General features: G+C 71.6%; 15 protein-coding genes. 13 read left to right on the forward strand and 2 right to left on the reverse strand.

Annotated elements, in window-relative coordinates:
• Position 1 precedes the first annotated feature (1 nt).
• The 4 genes from CF8_RS01400 (at position 2) to CF8_RS01415 (ending at position 5,547) form a co-directional block, all read left to right on the forward strand.
• Positions 2–1,636 (forward strand): ABC transporter permease, encoded by a 1,635-nt coding sequence (locus CF8_RS01400; protein ID WP_010831352.1) that lies wholly within the window; start codon positions 2–4, stop codon positions 1,634–1,636.
• A gap of 2 nt (positions 1,637–1,638) precedes the next feature.
• The gene (locus CF8_RS01405) at positions 1,639–2,646 is read left to right on the forward strand and encodes an ABC transporter ATP-binding protein (protein WP_010831353.1); all 1,008 of its coding nucleotides are present in this window, start codon (positions 1,639–1,641) and stop codon (positions 2,644–2,646) included.
• 32 nt (positions 2,647–2,678) lie between these two features.
• The gene (locus CF8_RS01410; protein WP_010831354.1) at positions 2,679–3,725 is read left to right on the forward strand and encodes a phosphatase PAP2 family protein; all 1,047 of its coding nucleotides are present in this window, start codon (positions 2,679–2,681) and stop codon (positions 3,723–3,725) included.
• A gap of 334 nt (positions 3,726–4,059) precedes the next feature.
• The gene (locus CF8_RS01415) at positions 4,060–5,547 is read left to right on the forward strand and encodes a C40 family peptidase (RefSeq protein ID WP_010831355.1); all 1,488 of its coding nucleotides are present in this window, start codon (positions 4,060–4,062) and stop codon (positions 5,545–5,547) included.
• Positions 5,548–5,751: 204 nt separating this feature from the next.
• On the opposite strand, the gene CF8_RS01420 is transcribed toward CF8_RS01415, so the two are convergent.
• On the reverse strand, positions 5,752–6,630 hold the full coding sequence (locus CF8_RS01420; RefSeq protein ID WP_010831356.1) for a sulfotransferase domain-containing protein: 879 nt from the start codon (positions 6,628–6,630) through the stop codon (positions 5,752–5,754).
• Positions 6,631–6,654: 24 nt separating this feature from the next.
• On the opposite strand from CF8_RS01420, the gene CF8_RS01425 reads away from it, so the two are divergent.
• Genes CF8_RS01425 through CF8_RS01450 form a run of 6 tightly spaced genes read left to right on the forward strand, consistent with a single transcriptional unit; the run spans position 6,655 to position 12,075 of the window.
• Positions 6,655–8,661, forward strand: coding sequence for an acyl-CoA dehydrogenase family protein (locus tag CF8_RS01425; RefSeq protein WP_010831357.1), 2,007 nt, complete (start codon positions 6,655–6,657; stop codon positions 8,659–8,661).
• Positions 8,658–9,314, forward strand: a complete 657-nt coding sequence (locus CF8_RS01430) for an SDR family oxidoreductase (protein WP_010831358.1) — start codon at positions 8,658–8,660, stop codon at positions 9,312–9,314. Before CF8_RS01425 ends, CF8_RS01430 begins: the two co-directional genes overlap by 4 nt.
• Positions 9,311–9,892 carry an alpha/beta hydrolase gene (locus CF8_RS01435; protein WP_010831359.1) on the forward strand — a complete coding sequence of 194 codons (582 nt, stop codon included), beginning with the start codon at positions 9,311–9,313 and terminating at the stop codon, positions 9,890–9,892. Before CF8_RS01430 ends, CF8_RS01435 begins: the two co-directional genes overlap by 4 nt.
• Positions 9,889–10,578 carry a class I SAM-dependent methyltransferase gene (locus tag CF8_RS01440; RefSeq protein WP_010831360.1) on the forward strand — a complete coding sequence of 230 codons (690 nt, stop codon included), beginning with the start codon at positions 9,889–9,891 and terminating at the stop codon, positions 10,576–10,578. Before CF8_RS01435 ends, CF8_RS01440 begins: the two co-directional genes overlap by 4 nt.
• 52 nt (positions 10,579–10,630) lie before the next feature.
• Complete coding sequence (locus tag CF8_RS01445) at positions 10,631–11,206, forward strand: carboxymuconolactone decarboxylase family protein (RefSeq protein WP_010831361.1); 576 nt, start codon at positions 10,631–10,633, stop codon at positions 11,204–11,206.
• On the forward strand, positions 11,203–12,075 hold the full coding sequence (locus tag CF8_RS01450) for an RNA polymerase sigma-70 factor (protein WP_036489965.1): 873 nt from the start codon (positions 11,203–11,205) through the stop codon (positions 12,073–12,075). The genes CF8_RS01445 and CF8_RS01450 overlap by 4 nt, the downstream gene beginning before the upstream one ends.
• Before the next feature lie 48 nt (positions 12,076–12,123).
• Here the strand turns inward: CF8_RS01450 and CF8_RS01455 are convergent, their stop codons facing one another.
• Entirely contained in the window at positions 12,124–12,615 is a 492-nt protein-coding gene (locus tag CF8_RS01455) for an inorganic diphosphatase (protein WP_036489966.1), read from the reverse strand.
• Between the two features lie 137 nt (positions 12,616–12,752).
• Here CF8_RS01455 and dacB point away from each other — a divergent pair, with 137 nt between their 5' ends.
• Genes dacB through tilS form a run of 3 tightly spaced genes read left to right on the forward strand, consistent with a single transcriptional unit; the run spans position 12,753 to position 16,225 of the window.
• On the forward strand, positions 12,753–14,210 hold the full coding sequence (gene dacB, locus CF8_RS01460) for a D-alanyl-D-alanine carboxypeptidase/D-alanyl-D-alanine endopeptidase (protein ID WP_010831364.1): 1,458 nt from the start codon (positions 12,753–12,755) through the stop codon (positions 14,208–14,210).
• Positions 14,211–14,219: 9 nt separating this feature from the next.
• Positions 14,220–15,242 (forward strand): zinc-dependent metalloprotease, encoded by a 1,023-nt coding sequence (locus CF8_RS01465; protein ID WP_010831365.1) that lies wholly within the window; start codon positions 14,220–14,222, stop codon positions 15,240–15,242.
• Positions 15,239–16,225 (forward strand): tRNA lysidine(34) synthetase TilS, encoded by a 987-nt coding sequence (gene tilS, locus CF8_RS01470; protein ID WP_010831366.1) that lies wholly within the window; start codon positions 15,239–15,241, stop codon positions 16,223–16,225. Before CF8_RS01465 ends, tilS begins: the two co-directional genes overlap by 4 nt.
• Positions 16,226–16,334 lie beyond the last annotated feature (109 nt).

Genomic DNA, 16,334 nt, shown 5'->3' on the forward strand with positions numbered 1-16,334 from the left:
GGTGAGGCGCTGGCTGACCCTCGCGCTGCTCGCGACCGGGCCGGTGCTGGTCGTCGGCGTGTTCTTCGTGCTGCCGGTGAGCGGCATGGTGGCGCGCGGGTTCTGGCCCGACGGGGCCTTCGACCCTCGCGGCGTCCTCGACGTCCTGGCTCGGCCCCGGGTGCGGCGGGTCGCGTGGTTCACGGTGTGGTCCGCGGGGTCGGCGACGGCGATCGCGGTGCTTCTCGGCCTGCCGGTGGCCTTCGTGCTGCACCGCCTCGCGCTGCCGGGTCGCCGGCTGGTCCGGGCAACGCTGCTGGTGCCCTTCGTGCTGCCGACCGTCGTGGTCGGCGTGGCCTTCCGGCTGCTCCTCGGCGAGGCCGGGCCGCTCGGCTTCCTCGGCCTCGACGGGACACCGGTCGCGATCATCGCCGGCCTCGTCTTCTTCAACATCGCGGTCGTGGTCCGGGCGGTCGGGGCCGCCTGGGAGTCGCTCGACACCAGGCCCGCCGAGGCGGCCGCAGCCCTCGGTGCCTCGCCGGCGCAGGTGTGGTGGACGGTGACGCTGCCGGCGCTGCGCCCGGCGATCGTCAGCGCCGCGAGTGTCGTCTTCCTCTTCTGCGCGACCGCCTTCGGCATCGTGCTCACCCTGGGCGGGGTGCGCTACGCGACCATCGAGACGGAGATCTATCTCCTCACCACCACCCTGTTCGACCTGCAGGCCGCCGCCGCGCTGTCCGTGCTCCAGCTCGTCGTCGTGGTCGCGCTGCTCGGCGTCGCTGCGCGACTGCGGGCCACGCCCGATGCCACGGCCCACCGCTCCACCGCCCGCCCCCGGGCGATCCGCACCGGTGACGCGCCCGCGATCGCGGTGACGGTGCTCGTGCTCATCATGGTGGCCGCGCCGATCGCGACGCTGGTGCTGGGCTCGTTGCGCACCGACGACGGCTGGTCGATCGCCAACTACCGCGCGCTGACCAGCGTCGGCTCCAACGACGCGCTCCTCGTGCCTGTCACCGACGCGCTGCTCACGTCGGTGCGCACGGCCGTCGATGCGACGTGGATGGCCCTGGCGATGGGGCTGGCCGTCGCCGTGCTCGTGACCCGTCGCTCGCAGAGCCGGGCGGAGCGACGCGCTCGCGGCATCCTCGACGGCTTCTTCATGCTGCCGCTCGGCGTCAGCGCCGTGACGCTCGGCTTCGGCTTCCTGATCACCCTCGACCAGCCGCCGCTCGACCTGCGCGACTCGCCGCTGCTCGTGCCGATCGCGCAGGCGCTGGTGGCGCTGCCGCTGGTGGTCCGCACCCTGGTGCCCGTCCTGGGCGCGATCGACGACCGGCAGCGGCAGGCTGCGGCTTCCCTCGGCGCCTCGCCGTGGCGGGCGCTGCTCGCCGTCGACCTGCCCGTGGTGTGGAAGCCCCTGCTCGCCGCGAGCGGCTTCGCCTTCGCCGCGTCGCTGGGGGAGTTCGGCGCGACCTCCTTCCTGGCCCGCGACGAGCACCCGACCGTGCCGGTCGTGATCTTCCGGCTCATCGGCCACCCGGGGGAGATGAACTACGGCATGGCGCTCGCCGCGTCGGTCGTGCTCGCGACCGCCACGGCCGTGGTGATGCTGGCCGTCGAGCGCCTCCGAGTGCCGAGCGTGGGAGCCTTCTGACGATGCTCACCCTCACGGACGTCTCGGTCGCCTACGACGGCGTCGTCGCGGTCGACGACGTCTCGCTCGAGGTCCCCGACGGGTCGATCCTCGCCGTGCTCGGCCCCTCCGGCTGCGGCAAGTCGACCCTGCTGCGCGCCATCGCCGGTCTCGAGCCCCTCACCGCGGGCACGATCGCCTTCGACGGCGTCGGGGTGGACCGGCTGCCGACGCACAAGCGCGGCTTCGCGCTGATGTTCCAGGACGGCCAGCTCTTCGCCCACATGACGGTGGCCCGCAACGTCGGCTACGCCCTGCGCCTGCGGGGCCGCCCTTCTGAGGAACGCGTCGCCGAGCTGCTCGCCCTGGTCGGGCTGGAGGGCTACGCCGACCGCCTCCCGGCCACCTTGTCCGGTGGTGAGCGCCAGCGGGTCGCGCTGGCCCGGGCCCTGGCCGTCGAGCCCCGCCTGCTGCTCCTCGACGAGCCGCTGTCCGCCCTCGACACCGGCCTGCGCGAACGGCTCGCCGTCGACCTGCGCGAGATCCTGCACACCGCCGGCACCACCGCCTTGATGGTCACCCACGACCACGAGGAGGCCTTCCACGTCGCCGACCGGCTCGCGGTGATGCGCGCCGGGCGAGTCGTCCAGTCCGGCCCGATCGGGGACGTGTGGGCCGCGCCGGTGGACACCGAGACTGCGCTGTTCCTCGGCTATGCGCGCGTGCTCACCGGCTCGGCCGTGGCCACCGTGCTGGCCGCGGTCCCCGGGCACCCCGGAGGCGCTCCGGCTGCCGACGCTGTCGCGGGCGTCGCCGTACGCCGATCGGCGCTCGTCGCCGACGAGGCCGGCCGGCTCCGCGGCACCGTCGAGTCCGCGCGCGCCACCCCGGAGCTGGTGCGGCTGGTGGTCGACGTCGGTGACGTTGGTCTCGTCGACGCCGTTGCGCCCCGCGACAGCCACTGGGGACCGGGCGAAACCGTGCGGTTGCGGGTCGATCCGACCCGGGTCGCGCCGATCCGCGGAATCTGACCTGTCGCAGGGCCCTGCCTAGACTGCCCTTCGTGTATCGCCCGGCCTATGCCCTGCTCGTTGGAGTCGCGACGGTCACGGGACTGCTCGCGGTCGTCGCCGCCTTCAGCCTGGACCGGCGCCTCGTTGACCCCGAAGGGTTCCTCGGGCCGTCGTGGCTGAGGCTGCCGCTGCTCGTCTTCGGCGCGTTCCTGCTCGACATGCTGCCGCGGACCCTGTGGGTCTCGCGGCTGAACCCGAAGCTGATGCCGGACATCGTCAAGAACCGGGTCCGCGACCACTGGACCCGCGAGCGGATGATCCTCGTCGTCATGGGCCTGGTGTGCTTCTACATCACCTATGTCAGCTATCGGAACCTCAAGTCGTTCCTCCCCTTCATCATGGGCGACGCGAAGTACGACCGCGAGCTCCACCTCATGGACCGCGCGCTCTTCCTCGGCCACGAGCCCGCGACCGTCCTGCACACCATCTTCGGCACCGGCCCGTCCGCCCACGTGCTCTCGTCGGTCTACCTCTGGTTCCTGCCGCTCGTCCCGCTCGCGCTGGCTGCCTGGCTCGTGTGGTCGCGCAACATCACCTTCGGCTACTGGTTCGCCACCTCCCAGTGCCTCGCGTGGTCGCTCGGAACTGCTTCCTACTACGCGCTGCCGACCCTGGGCCCGGGCTTCCAGTACTCCTGGCTCTACCGCGACCTGCCCGACACCGGCTCGGGTGCGCTGATGGACTCGCTGTTCTATGCCCGCAAGGGCGTCGTCCGCGACGGCATCGAGGGCGCCGTGCAATCGGTGGCGGGCTTCGCCAGCCTGCACGTCGCGATCACCCTGCTCGTCGCGCTGATGGTGCAGTACACCCTGCGCAACCGGCTCGTGCACTGGATCTTCTGGATCAACTTCGTGATCACGGTGGTCGCCACGCTCTACTTCGGCTGGCACTACGTCGCCGACGACATCGCGGGCGTCGCGATCGCTCTCGTCTCCTTCTGGCTCGGCGGCCTCGCCAGCGGGCAGAAGTTCGACCGCGGGGGATTCGCCTCGCACCCGACGTCGACCACCTCCAAGGTCCCCGTCGACGTCGACTGACGTTCGCCCGGGCGTGGCCAGTCATCGCACCCGCCCCGATGAAGATCCACTCGTGCGAGTGGATCTTCGGGCGCCGTACCGCGCGCTCACGCTCGACCCCCGATGAACTTCCACTCGCGCGAGTGGAAATCCATCCGCGAGGCTCCTGCGAGCACGCCCACAGGTAGCCACCTGTCGAGAACTACATTGTTGTAGTTCGCAAGTCGACACGCCGACGACTTGCATGTTTTTTGTGAAAGTTGTTCCCTTTGGGGCTGGTGAGCACTAACGTGCCGCAAGTGTCATGGGTGAAAGGGAAGTCACCCATGGCCGTCTACTGCCAAGGGGATACACCGTGCGAGCCCTGTCTGCGCCCACAAAGAGCCGAACGCCGATCCGCTGGATCACCGCGTCGGCGCTGAGCCTGACCCTGCTCGCGTCGGGGGTGGCCGTCTCGGCCCACGCCGCGGACGAGGACGTGCCCTCGCAGGAGGACGTCGCCAGCGCCGAGGCCAGTGCCGACGCCGCCGCCCGCGACGTCGCCGCCGTCCGCGCCGACCTTGCGCTGGCCAACGAGCGCCTGCGCACCTCGGCCGTCTCGGCCTCCGTGGCCGCCGAGGCCTTCAACGGAGCGCGTTGGGCCGCCGACCAGGCCCGCGCGTCTGCCGCCTCGGCCAACGAGGCAGCGGCCGTCGCCCGCGCGGACGTCGAGCAGAGCCGCCAGGCGTACGCCGATGCGCTGGTCGACAGCTACCAGTACAACCCCGAGCTCCAGGGCTTCGCGGCCATGGTCGAGGCCGACGGCATCCAGAGCGTCCTCGACACGACCGCCACGATGCAGGTCACCGAGCGCGTGCTGGACAGCAAGTTCGACGCCTTCGAGGCGTCCTCCACGCTGGCCGCCGTCGCCGACCGCCAGGCGGAGGACGCGCTCGCCCAGGCCGAGCAGCTCGAGAACGACGCTGCCGCCGCCCGCAACGATGCCGCCGCCGCCCAGGAGCAGGCCGGTGCCGAGGCAGAGTCCATCGCCCGGACCAAGACCGACCTGATCGGGGAGTTCGCCGAGCTCCAGGGCATCAGCTATGCCCTCGCCGAGAAGCGCCAGTCCGCGCTCGAGCAGAAGGCGGCCGAGGCTGCCGCCCAGGCTGCACAGCAGGCGGCCGACGCAGCCGCGGCCCAGGCCGCCGAGGACGCCGCTGCCCAGGCAGCAGCCCAGGCAGCAGCCGAGAAGGACGCCCAGGAGGCGGCCGCCAAGGCGAAGCAGGACGCGGAGGAGGCTGCGGCCTCCGCCACCCCGACGCCGACGCCGACGCCGACGAAGGCCCCGACGAAGGCGCCGACGCAGACGGCCACGCCGACTCCCACCCCCACGCCGACCTCGACGCCGACGCCGACCAAGGCGCCGACGCAGACGGCCACCCCGACCCCGACTCCCACGCCGACGCCCACCCCGACCCCGACGACCCCACCGGCCCCCTCCGGGAACGCATCGGCCGCGATCTCCTTCGCCACGGCCCAGATCGGTGATCCGTACAAGTGGGGCGCCTCGGGTCCGGACGCCTGGGACTGCTCGGGCCTGACGGCCGGCGCCTGGGCTGCCGGCGGCAAGTCGCTGCCGCACTACTCGGTCGCGCAGTACACCGGCTCCACGCCGATCACCGCGGCCGCGCTCGTGCCCGGCGACCTGCTCTTCTGGGGCTCGAGCTCGAGGTCGTCCTCGATCTACCACGTTGCCCTCTACATCGGTAACGGCCAGATGATCCACGCCCCGCGCACGGGTCGACCGGTCGTGCAGGAGTCGATGTACTCCTGGACCGCGCCGAACTTCTTCGCCCGCCCCTGACGCGCCCGCCCCCGGATGGCCGTCAGGTGAGCGGTGAGCCAGCCACATTTTCTTGATCTGGAATGTGGGTGGCTCACCCCCGTCTCGGCGAGTCGCCACGGACACGCCCGACTCCGGTGGAGAGGCCACATTCCGCGTCGACGGAATGTGGGTCACTCACCGCTCGAGGGGGGAGGCGGATGCCCGTACGGCGCAGCGCCAGCCTCAGGAGGTGAGCGGTGCGACCTTCGTGGCGAAGCGGGCCGCGAGCTCGCCCGGGTCGAGGGTCCCGGCGAGGATGCGGGTCGTCGGCCACTCGGAGGTGTCGAGGCCCGAGACCTTGTCGAAGACGGCCAGGTCGGCGGCGTACAGCTCAGCAAGCGCCGCGAGGTCGTCAGCAGTCGGGGCGGTCCCGCTGACCAGCTCGGCGCCGGCGTAGCGGTTGCGCAACGGCGGGTGCTCCTCGAAACGCGGTAGCCCGAGGTGGTCGGTCGCGCGGTCGACCGAGGGGTTGAACGACGCGAGCATCTGGCGGAACTCCAGCAGCAGCCACTGCTCGCGCGGGAAGACCGAGAAGCCGTGCTCGAGCTGGGCGCCGTAGTAGCCGCGGGCGATGCCGGACATGTGCTTGTAGCGCATCGGCTTGACGTCGGTCGGCACCGTCATGGGCAGCGTCGTCGGGCGGAACTCGGTGAGGAAGCCGGGCCAGTCGGGCCAGTCGGGGTTGCGGGTGCGCAGCATCGTCCAGTGCGAGAACAACCGCTCCAGCGGGTCGCGGAACACTGCGATCAGCGGGAGGTCGGGGTTGTAGGCGCGCATCCGCTCGAGCGCGTTGGGCCAGAACAGGTAGACCGGCGTCGAGTCGCCGACCATCGTGTGGATCCGCGCGCGCCGCGGCGCGGTGTAGTCGCGCTCGTAGTCGGGCTGCGACCAGTCGTACTCCTCGTTGTTGAAGAAGTGCGCTTCCTTGCGCGGCGGCCGGCACACGAGGCGGTGCTGGCTGATGGTCCCGGACAGCGTCGAGGTCCCGCTCTTCTGCACGCCGACGATGGAGAAGTTGTAGGCCATGCGTCCGAAGTCGGTCTCGGGCTCGGGACGGTTCACGCGCGCGACGCTACCTTGTGGGACATGACCACGAGCGACGCTGTCGAGAACGTGACCGACGAGGCAAGCAAGTCCGAGGGCCAGGCCCAGGAGGCGGACGGCGGCTACGTGCAGCCCGTCGTCGACGTCGCGGCGCTGACCACTCTCCTGGACGGGGAGTACGCCGAGGTGCGGGCGCTCGTCCGGGGCAACCTGGCCGAGCACCAGCAGATCCTGGTGGACGCCGAGGAGATGAGCCGGGCCGACTTCCGCGACCGTGTGCGCGACGTCGTCGTGGAGATGGCCGGCACCGGCCAGACCGGGATGGGCTTCCCGCCGGAGTACGGCGGTGGCGGTGATGTCGGCGCCTCGGTGGCGGCCTTCGAGACCCTCGCCTTCGGCGACCTCAGTGTGCTCGTCAAGGTCGGCGTGCAGTTCGGCCTCTTCGGCGGCGCGATCCTCCAGCTCGGCACCAAGGCACACCACGACGCCTACCTTGCCGACCTCATCACCGGCCGTCTGATGGGCTGCTTCGCGATGACCGAGACGGGACACGGGTCCAACGTCCAGGCGCTCGGCACCACCGCGACGTACGACGTGGAGACCCAGGAGTTCGTCCTCACCACGCCCGACGACGCCAGTCGCAAGGACTACATCGGCAACGCTGCCGCGCATGCCGAGCTCGCGGTCGTCTTCGCGCAGCTCGAGGTCGGCGGCGAAGGGCGAGGCGTGCACGCGTTCGTCGTGCCGGTGCGCGAGGACGGCAAGGTCGTGGCCGGCGTCCGGATCGAGGACTGCGGCCACAAGATGGGGCTCAACGGCGTCGACAACGGGCGCATCTGGTTCGACGGGGTGCGGATCCCACGCACCAGCCTGCTCAACCAGTTCGCCGACGTGACCGAGGCGGGCGACTACGTCAGCCCGATCGAGAACCCCAACAAGCGCTTCTTCACGATGCTCGGCACCCTCGTCCAGGGGCGCGTCTGCGTCGGCGGCGCCGGCATCAACGCGGCGAAGGTCGCCCTCACGATCGCGACCCGCTACGGCGTCCGGCGTCGCCAGTTCGAGGCCAGCGACCCCGACACCGAGCAGCTGATCCTCGACTACGGCATGCACCAGCGGCGGCTGTTCCCCCTGATCGCGCGCACCTACGCACTCCACTTCGCGCAGGAGTACGTCGCCGGCGCCCTGCACGACGTGTTCATGGGCGTCACCGGGGACGAGCAGTCGCGGCGCAAGCTCGAGTCGCGGGCGGCCGGCACCAAGGCCCTCGGCACCTGGCACGCGACCCGGACGATCCAGGAGTGCCGCGAGGCGTGCGGTGGCGCCGGTTACCTCAGCCAGAACCGCTTCACCGCGCTGAAGGCCGACACGGACGTCTTCACCACTTTCGAGGGCGACAACCACGTCCTGCTGCAGCTGGTCGCGAAGGGCCTGCTCACCGACTACTCCAGCGAGTTCTCCGACATGGACCAGTTCGGCATGGTCAAGTTCGTCGCCGGGCTCGCGGTGGAGACCGTGATCGAGAAGACCAGCGCCCACAAGCTCTTCCAGCGGTTGAAGGACGCGCTCCCCGGTGGCGACGAGTGGGACCAGGAAGCCGGCCTGCTCGACCCCAACTACCAGCGCCAGATGCTGCGCTTCCGCGAGGAGCACATGCTCGGCGGCGTGGCGCGCCGGCTCAAGCGCGGCATCGACAACGGGATGAACCCGGGCGAGGTCTTCTCCCGTGTCCAGGACCACGTCATCGCCGCGGCGCGGGCCCACGTCGAGCGGATGGTGCTCGACTCCTTCATCGAGAAGACCCGGGCGCTGCCCGAGGGCGACCTGAAGGTCGCGCTCAACCTGCTCTGCGACCTGCACGCGCTCACCACCATCGAGGCCGACCGGGCGTGGTTCATGGAGCACGGCCGACTCTCCAGCGCCCGCTCCAAGCAGATCAGCCGTGAGGTCAACGACCTGTGCCGCAAGATCCGGCCGCTGGCCGTCGACCTCGTCGACGCCTTCGGGGTGCCGGAGGAGATGCTGCGCTCGGAGGAGATCCTGACGTGAACAAACCGGTCTATCTCGTCCTCGGCGCCGGGCCCGGCCTGGGCCTGGCCACGGCGCGCCGATTCGCCGACACCGGCCACACCGTCGTGCTCGTCGGGCAGACCGACGACCAGATGGAGCCGCTCGCCGCCGGGCTCCGCGAGCAGGGTGCGATCGCGGAGGGGCTGGGTGCCGACCTCACAGATCCGGCGGCGGTGACCGCGCTCGTCGCGGGCGTCGTCGAGCGGCACGGCCGGATCGACGTGCTCCACTTCAACCCCAGCGCGTGGCGCGAGGCCGACGTCCTGCACCTCACGCCCGACCAGCTCTTCGAGGACCTCGCGCTCGGGGTCGCGCCGTTGCTCCCCGCCGTCCAGGCGGCAGTCGAGGCGATGCCGGCGGGCGCGCGGCTGCTCGTGACCGGCAGCATGGCCGCCGACCAGCCGAACCCGGCGGCCCCCAGCCTGGGCGTCCAGAAGGCCGCGGTCCGCAATCTCGTGACCAGCCTCGACGCGACCCTCTCCGGCCGCGGCATCCGCGCCGTCGCCGTACAGGTCAATGGATCGCTGGCGAAGGAGGGCCCGTTCGCACCGCCCGCCGTGTCCGCCGCCCTGCACGCGGCGACGATCCGCTCCGACGACGAGTGGACCGCACACGTGGGGTACGACGGATGACCTTCGGAGGGCTGCCGACCCGGTGGGAGCCCGCCGGCGAGAGCCGCGGTCTGGCCGTGATCGCGCCGGGGCGCGCCTACCCGCCGTCGGCGCCGCTGCTGGAGTTCGCCCGGCAAGCCCTGGTCCAGCACGGGTTCACCGTGCAGCAGATCTGGTGGGACACGACCGATCGCGCCGAAGGTGAGGACCCGGAGCACTGGGTGCGCCGGCACGTGGAGGAGGCCCTCGCCCACGAGGACGCCGACCAGGTCGTCATCGTCGGGAAGTCGCTCGGCACCCGCGCCGCGTCGTACGCCGCGGAGCGGGCCCTTGACGCCATCTGGCTGACACCCCTGCTTGTCGAGCCAGCCCTCGCCGAGGCGATCGCCGCCAACGCCGGGCGCCAGCTCCTCGTCGGCGGGTTGGCCGACGAGCTCTGGGACGCGACCGTCGCCCGCGAGCTCGCGGACGCCGGTTGTGACGTGCTGGAGGTGGCCGACGCCGATCACGGCATGGGCACTGCCGACGCCGTGCGCTCGGCCCAGATCCACGTCGAGGTCGCACGCGCAGTCGATTCGTTCCTTGCGGGCATGCCATGAGGCTCCCGCTCGTCGGTGCGTGGGACGAGGACCCGCTGTGGGCGAAGTTCTACCCGCTGATGGTCGAGCGCCCCGCGCTCGGAAAGCCCCTGTGGCGGCTCGGCCTCGGCAGTGACATCTCGCGGTTGTACGCCGCCGCGCGGGAGATCGGTGAGCTGCCCGACGGCTCGCGGGTGCTCGACGTCCCGGTCGGCGGCGGGGTCGCGCTGCGCGGGCTGCGACCCGGCGCCCGGCTCGACTACGTCGCGGCCGACATCTCACAGGCGATGCTCGACCGTGCGCTGGACGTGGCGCGCAAGCGCGGAGTCGAAGGCCAGGTCACGACCGCCATCGCCGACGTGGGCGCACTGCCTTTCGAGGACGACTCCTTCGACCTCGTCGTGTCGCTGACCGGCCTGCACGTCTTCCCCGACCCGCAGCGGGCGATCCAGGAGATGGTGCGCGTGCTCAAGCCGGGCGCCGCGATCAGCGGCAGCTCGTTGTTCACCGACGACTTCAGCGGCCTGGAGCGGCGCTACGAGCTCGTGCACGCCGTCGGCCGGCGCGCCCACGTGCTCGGCCCGATGTGCAGCTCCGACGACGCGCGCCGCTGGCTGGAGGAGGCCGGCGCGGGCGCCGTACGACTCGAGATGAGTGGTGCGATGGGATATTTCCGAGCGATCAAGGGCCAGCTGTCACAGACCTGACGCGGTCGGTGTCTCCATGTCGTAGGAGACACCACCGACCAAGGAGATCACCATGACCAGCACGTTCCGGATCCCGAAGGCCACCATCGACGGAGCGTACGGCGCGGTGATGCGCCGCGTCGCCCGCCGGATGTGGGGCCAGGTCCCCGACAACGCCTACGTCCTGTGGCACAACAGGAAGGTGATGAACGGCGTCTTCGGCTTCGAGCGCAAGGTCGCCAAGTGGGACGCCCTCGACGCGCACCTCAAGACCTACGCCGTGATGGCCAGCGCCGGCGTCATCGGCTGCTCGTGGTGCCTGGACTTCGGCTACTTCATGGCCCGCGAGGACGGTCTCGACCTCGCCAAGGTGCGGGAGGTGCCGCGCTGGCGCGAGTCGGAGGTCTTCACCGAGCTGGAGCGCGACGTGATGGCCTACGCGGAGGCGATGACGGCCACCCCGCCGGCCGTCACCGACGACATGGTCGCGAGCCTCGACGAGCGGCTCGGCCACGCCGCGGTCGTCGAGCTGACGATGATGGTCGCGATCGAGAACGAGCGCTCGCGCTTCAACTCCGCGATGGGCCTGGCGAGCCAGGGCTACAGCGACGTGTGCGAGCTGCCCCTCGCCGTACCCTCCGAGGTGTGAGTGTGAGCCGGACCGACGCCTTCGTGGCGCACCGCAACCTGCTGTTCACCGTCGCCTACGAGATGCTCGGATCGGCGGCCGACTCCGAGGACGTGCTCCAGGAGGTCTGGTTGCGGTGGGCCGACGTCACCGACGAGGTGCACGACGAGCGCGCCTACCTCGTGCGGATCACGACGCGGCTCTCGCTCAACAAGCTGCGCGGCAACGCGCGGCGCCGTGAGGAGTACGTCGGTCCGTGGCTGCCTGAGCCGCTGCTGACCGCCCCCGACGTCGCCGAGGACGTCGCGCTCGCCGACAGCGTCTCGACCGCGATGATGCTGGTGCTGGAGACGCTGCCCCCGGTCGAGCGGGCGGTGTTCGTGCTGCGCGAGGTCTTCGACGTGTCCTATGCCGAGATCGCGGCGGCGGTCGACAAGTCGGAGGCGGCGGTGCGCCAGATCGCCCACCGGGCCAGGTCGCACGTCGAGGCGAGGCGCCCGCGCGAGGTGGTCGCGCCGCAGGCGCACGGTGCCGTGCTGGAGCGCTTCATCGACGCCGTCAACGGCGGCGACCTCCAGGCGCTGATGGATGCGATGGCCCCCGACATCGTGCTGATCACCGACGGCGGCGGCTTCAAGCGGGCGGCGCTGCGGCCGATCCTCGGGGCCGAGAAGGTGCTGCGCTTCCTGGCCGGCGTCTACGAGGCCTCGACCTCCGCCGAGATCGTCTCGGTCAACGGCGGGCCTGCCCTGCGGCTCGAGCTCGACGGCGAGCTGGAGGCGGTGGCGACGTTCACCTTCGAGAACGGGTTGGTGACCGGCGCCTACATCGTCCGCAACCCGCACAAGCTCAAGGGCCTCGACGCCCAGAAGCGCCAGCTGACCCGCTGAAATGCACGAACCCGCCCGGAGAGCTCCGGGCGGGTTCGAGGCGGTGGTTCAGTGGCCGGCGTGCTTGGCCCGCTCGAAGGAGGCGTGCACCTCGGCCTCGGCCTCCTCGCGGCCGACCCAGTTGGCGCCCTCGACGGACTTGCCGGGCTCGAGGTCCTTGTAGACCTCGAAGAAGTGCTGGATCTCGAGACGGTCGAACTCCGACACGTCGTTGATGTCCTTGAGGTGCGACATGCGCGGGTCGTGCGTCGGGACGCAGAGCACCTTGTCGTCGCCGCCGGCCTCGTCGGTCATGCGGAACATGCCGATGGCGCGGGCCTTGATGTGGCAGCCGGGGAAGGTCGGCACCTGGAGGATGACGAGCGCGTCGAGCGGGTCGCCGTCGAGACCGAGCGTGTTCTCGATGTAGCCGTAGTCCTCGGGGTAGGCCGTCGAGGTGAAGAGCATCCGGTCGAGGTAGATCTTGCCGCTCTCGTGGTCGATCTCGTACTTGTTGCGAGAGCCCTTGGGGATCTCGATCACCACGTCAAACTCGAGCACAGTGCCTCCACGTCGTCGATGCCCCGGCGACTCCGGAGCTGGTCCGTCCGGGCACTCCAGGGTGGACCCGGGCCCGGCTCGAGGGTCAGTGTCGCGCACAATGACGCAAAAGGGCCAAAGGAACGGGGGCAAATCGAGTGGGACGTGACGCACGCCACCCTGCCGGTCCGGGCGCTGCGGCGCACTGGCTGCCCACCCTGCTCGTCCTCGCACTGCTCGGCGGAGCGGTTGCCGCCTACCGCTTCGATCTCGGTCCCCGCTACCTCGGTTGGTACGGCGACGACGTGACCCAGGACCCGGCAGCGGTCGCGCCGCCGGCCGGCTTGGAGTTCCCGGCCTGGCCCGCGCCTGCCCCGGTCGCCGCGCCCGCGCAGCCGCAGACCCTCGTCGACCCGGCCGCCGTCGAGGCCGCCGTGGCCGAGGGGCTGCGGGACAAGGACCTCGGCAAGCACGTCGTGGCGGCGGTCGGCGACCTGGGCGGCGACGGTGCCGTGTGGACCCGCGACGACGACCAGTTCCTGCCGGCGTCGATCACCAAGCTGCTGACCAGCGCTGCCGCGTTGTCGGCCCTCGGACCCGACACCCGGTTCACCACGCGCGTCGTGGCCGGCCGTTCCCGGCGCCAGGTCGTGCTCGTCGGCGGCGGCGACCCCTATCTCGCGAGCAAGCCGGTGGCGCCCGAGGAGGCCGCGTCGGTCTACCCCGCCCGCGCCGACGTCCTCACCCTGGCCCGCGCGACGGCCCGCGCGCTCAAGGGCCGCAAGCGGGTGCGGGTCGTCTACGACGACTCGCTGTTCACCGGCCCCACCGACAACCCGAAGTGGCGCGCCGACTACGTCCCCGACGACATCGTCACGCCGATCACGGCCCTGTGGGTCGACCGGGGCGCGTCCCCGACGGGATACGGCCGCAGCGACGACCCCTCGCTCACCGCCGCCGCGACCTTCGCCAGGGCGCTGGCCGCCCAGGGCGTGAAGGTGCTCGGCGCCCCGACCCGCGGCGTCGCGTCACCGGGCGCGGCCACGCTGGCCAGCGTCGAGAGCGCCCGGGTCGACCAGGTCGTCGAGCGCCTGCTCGACGTCAGCGACAACGAGGCGGCCGAGGTGCTGGCCCACCACGTCGGGCTCGCGGTCACCGGTGACGGCTCCTTCACCGGTGGTGCGGCCGGGGTGCTCAGCACCCTGCAGTCCCTCGGCGTCGAGACCGGCTCCGACGTCGTCCACGACGGCTCGGGGCTCTCCCGCTTCAACCGGCTCTCGCCGACGACCATGCTGCAGGTCCTCCAGATCGCCGCCCGCGCCGACCACCCCGAGCTCCGCACCCTGATCACTGGGCTGCCGGTGGCCGGCTTCACCGGCTCGCTCGCGGGCCGGTTCGCCTCCGCGGACGCAGTCGCGCTCGGCGACGTACGCGCCAAGACGGGCACGCTCAGCGGCGTCAGCTCGCTCGCCGGGCTCGCCACCGGGCGCGACGGGACGCAGATGGTGTTCGTGCTCGCCGTGGACAAGACCGGGAAGGCGCGCGAGGTCGACGTCGAGGCTGCCCTGGATGCGCTCGCCGCGGACCTCGCCGCCTGTGTGTGCGGCGCGGGCTAGGGTCGCGGCATGAGTGGACTGGTCGACTGGGACTTCGCGGTGAACCTCGGCGCCAAGGTGGCGGGGGACGGGCCCGAGGTGTCCCCCGACGACGCGGCCGCCGCCGTCGCGGAGCTGCGCGCGGGAGCCGACCGCTCCACCGGCCTGGTGCGCGAGTTCACCGGCCTCGTCGCGGCCGAGCACACCGCGCCCGTGCTGGTCGTCGACCGGCGCGGCTGGGTGCAGGCCAACGCCGACGGCTTCGCCAAGATCATCGAGCCGATGGTCGCCAAGCTGTCGGCGAAGAAGGGCGCCCCGTCCGGGCTCTCGCTGGCGATCGGCTCCCGCGTCACCGGCGCCGAGGTCGGCCTGCTGCTCGGCTTCCTCGGCACCAAGGTGCTGGGGCAGTTCGACCCCTTCCACGACCCGTCCGGCCGGCTGCTGCTCGTCGCGCCCAACATCGTGCACGTCGAGCGCGAGCTCAGCGCCGACCCGAGCGACTTCCGCCTGTGGGTCTGCCTGCACGAGGAGACCCACCGCGTGCAGTTCACGGCCGTGCCGTGGATGCGTGACCACCTCCACTCCGAGATGATGGCGCTGACCGACAGCGTCGAGCCGACCCGACTCGCCGAGGACGCCGTCCGTCGCGTCTCCGAGGCCGTCCGGGGTGGTGGCGGCAGCCTGATCGACATGATGAGCACGCCCGAGCAGCGCGCGATCCTCGATCGGATCACCGGTGTCATGTCGCTGCTCGAGGGCCACGCCGACGTCGTGATGGACGGCGTCGGACCCACCGTCATCCCCTCGGTCGACGCGATCCGCGCGTCCTTCAACGAGCGCCGCAAGGGCATCGGCACCCTCGACCGCATCCTGCGCCGGCTGCTCGGCCTCGACGCCAAGATGGCGCAGTACCGCGACGGCGCCACCTTCGTGAACCACATTGTCGACAAGGTCGGCATGGAGCAGTTCAACGCCGTCTGGGTCGGCCCCGAGAACCTCCCGTCCAAGTCCGAGATCGGCGACCCCGACGCCTGGATCACCCGCGTCTTGTGACCCTCCACCCGTCTCTCGCGGTCGTACGCCGAGGTGTGCGCGCCGTGCTCGACCCGCTCGACCCCGGCGCGACCGTGGTGGTGGCCTGCAGCGGCGGAGCCGACTCGCTGGCGCTGCTCTCCGCTTCTCTCTTCGAGGGGCACAAGAGGTCGCTGCGGGTCGTCGGGGTGACCGTCGACCACCGGCTCCAGCCGGGCTCGGACGCCCAGGCCCAGCGCGTCGTCGAGCAGATGGCCGCGATGGGTGCCGACGAGACTCTGACCGCGACCGTCACGGTCTCCGCGACCGGGATCGGTCCCGAGGGTGCCGCCCGGCAGGCGCGCTACGCCGTGCTCGAGGAGGTCGCCGCCCGGCTCTCCGCCGCAGTCGTGCTCCTCGGCCACACCCTCGACGACCAGGCCGAGACGGTGCTGCTCGGCCTGACCCGCGGCTCGGGCGGTCGTTCCCTGGCCGGCATGCGGCGCGGGTTCGACGTCTTCGCACGCCCGCTCCTCGACGTACGCCGCGACGACACCGTCACCGCCTGCCAGGTCGAGGGCCTCACGGTGTGGGAGGACCCCCACAACTCGGACCCGGCGTTCACGCGGGTGCGCGTCCGCCGCACGATCCTGCCGCTCCTCGAGGACGAGCTCGGGCCGGGCGTGGCCCGCACCCTCGCCCGGACCGCCGACCAGCTCCGCGACGACATGGCGCTGCTCGACTCACTGGCTGACTCCGTCCTGGCGCAGGTGGCCGGTCCGCACGGACTTACGATCCCGCTGCTGTCCGCCCAGCCGCCGGCGCTGCGCCGCCGGGTCATCCGCTCCGCCGCCCTCGCTGCCGGAGCCCCGCCCGCCGAGCTTTTCCACGAGCACGTCCTCGCCGTCGACGCCCTCCTGACCGACTGGCGGGGGCAGAAGTGGATCGACCTCCCGGGCCACCTGCGCGCCGTACGCCGTGACGCCCTGCTCGTCCTCGAGCCGGCTCCGAGAGCGCCGTCCTGATTGGGCGCACCTGAATCTCCACGCACCTGCGTGGACTTTCAGTGCTGACCGCGGCTGGAGACGTGGATCTCCACGCACCTGCGTGGAGATTCATCGGGCCGCCATCCCT

It is taken from the genome of Nocardioides sp. CF8, from assembly GCF_000389985.1.
Classification (GTDB): domain Bacteria; phylum Actinomycetota; class Actinomycetes; order Propionibacteriales; family Nocardioidaceae; genus Nocardioides; species Nocardioides allogilvus.

Coding starts and splice junctions, on each gene's coding strand:
- CF8_RS01440 (WP_010831360.1), top strand. CDS start 9,889: ATGAGGCTCCCGCTCGTCGGTGCGTGGGACGAGGACCCGCTGTGGGCG.
- CF8_RS01435 (WP_010831359.1), top strand. CDS start 9,311: ATGACCTTCGGAGGGCTGCCGACCCGGTGGGAGCCCGCCGGCGAGAGC.
- CF8_RS01405 (WP_010831353.1), top strand. CDS start 1,639: ATGCTCACCCTCACGGACGTCTCGGTCGCCTACGACGGCGTCGTCGCG.
- CF8_RS01465 (WP_010831365.1), top strand. CDS start 14,220: ATGAGTGGACTGGTCGACTGGGACTTCGCGGTGAACCTCGGCGCCAAG.
- CF8_RS01425 (WP_010831357.1), top strand. CDS start 6,655: ATGACCACGAGCGACGCTGTCGAGAACGTGACCGACGAGGCAAGCAAG.
- CF8_RS01445 (WP_010831361.1), top strand. CDS start 10,631: ATGACCAGCACGTTCCGGATCCCGAAGGCCACCATCGACGGAGCGTAC.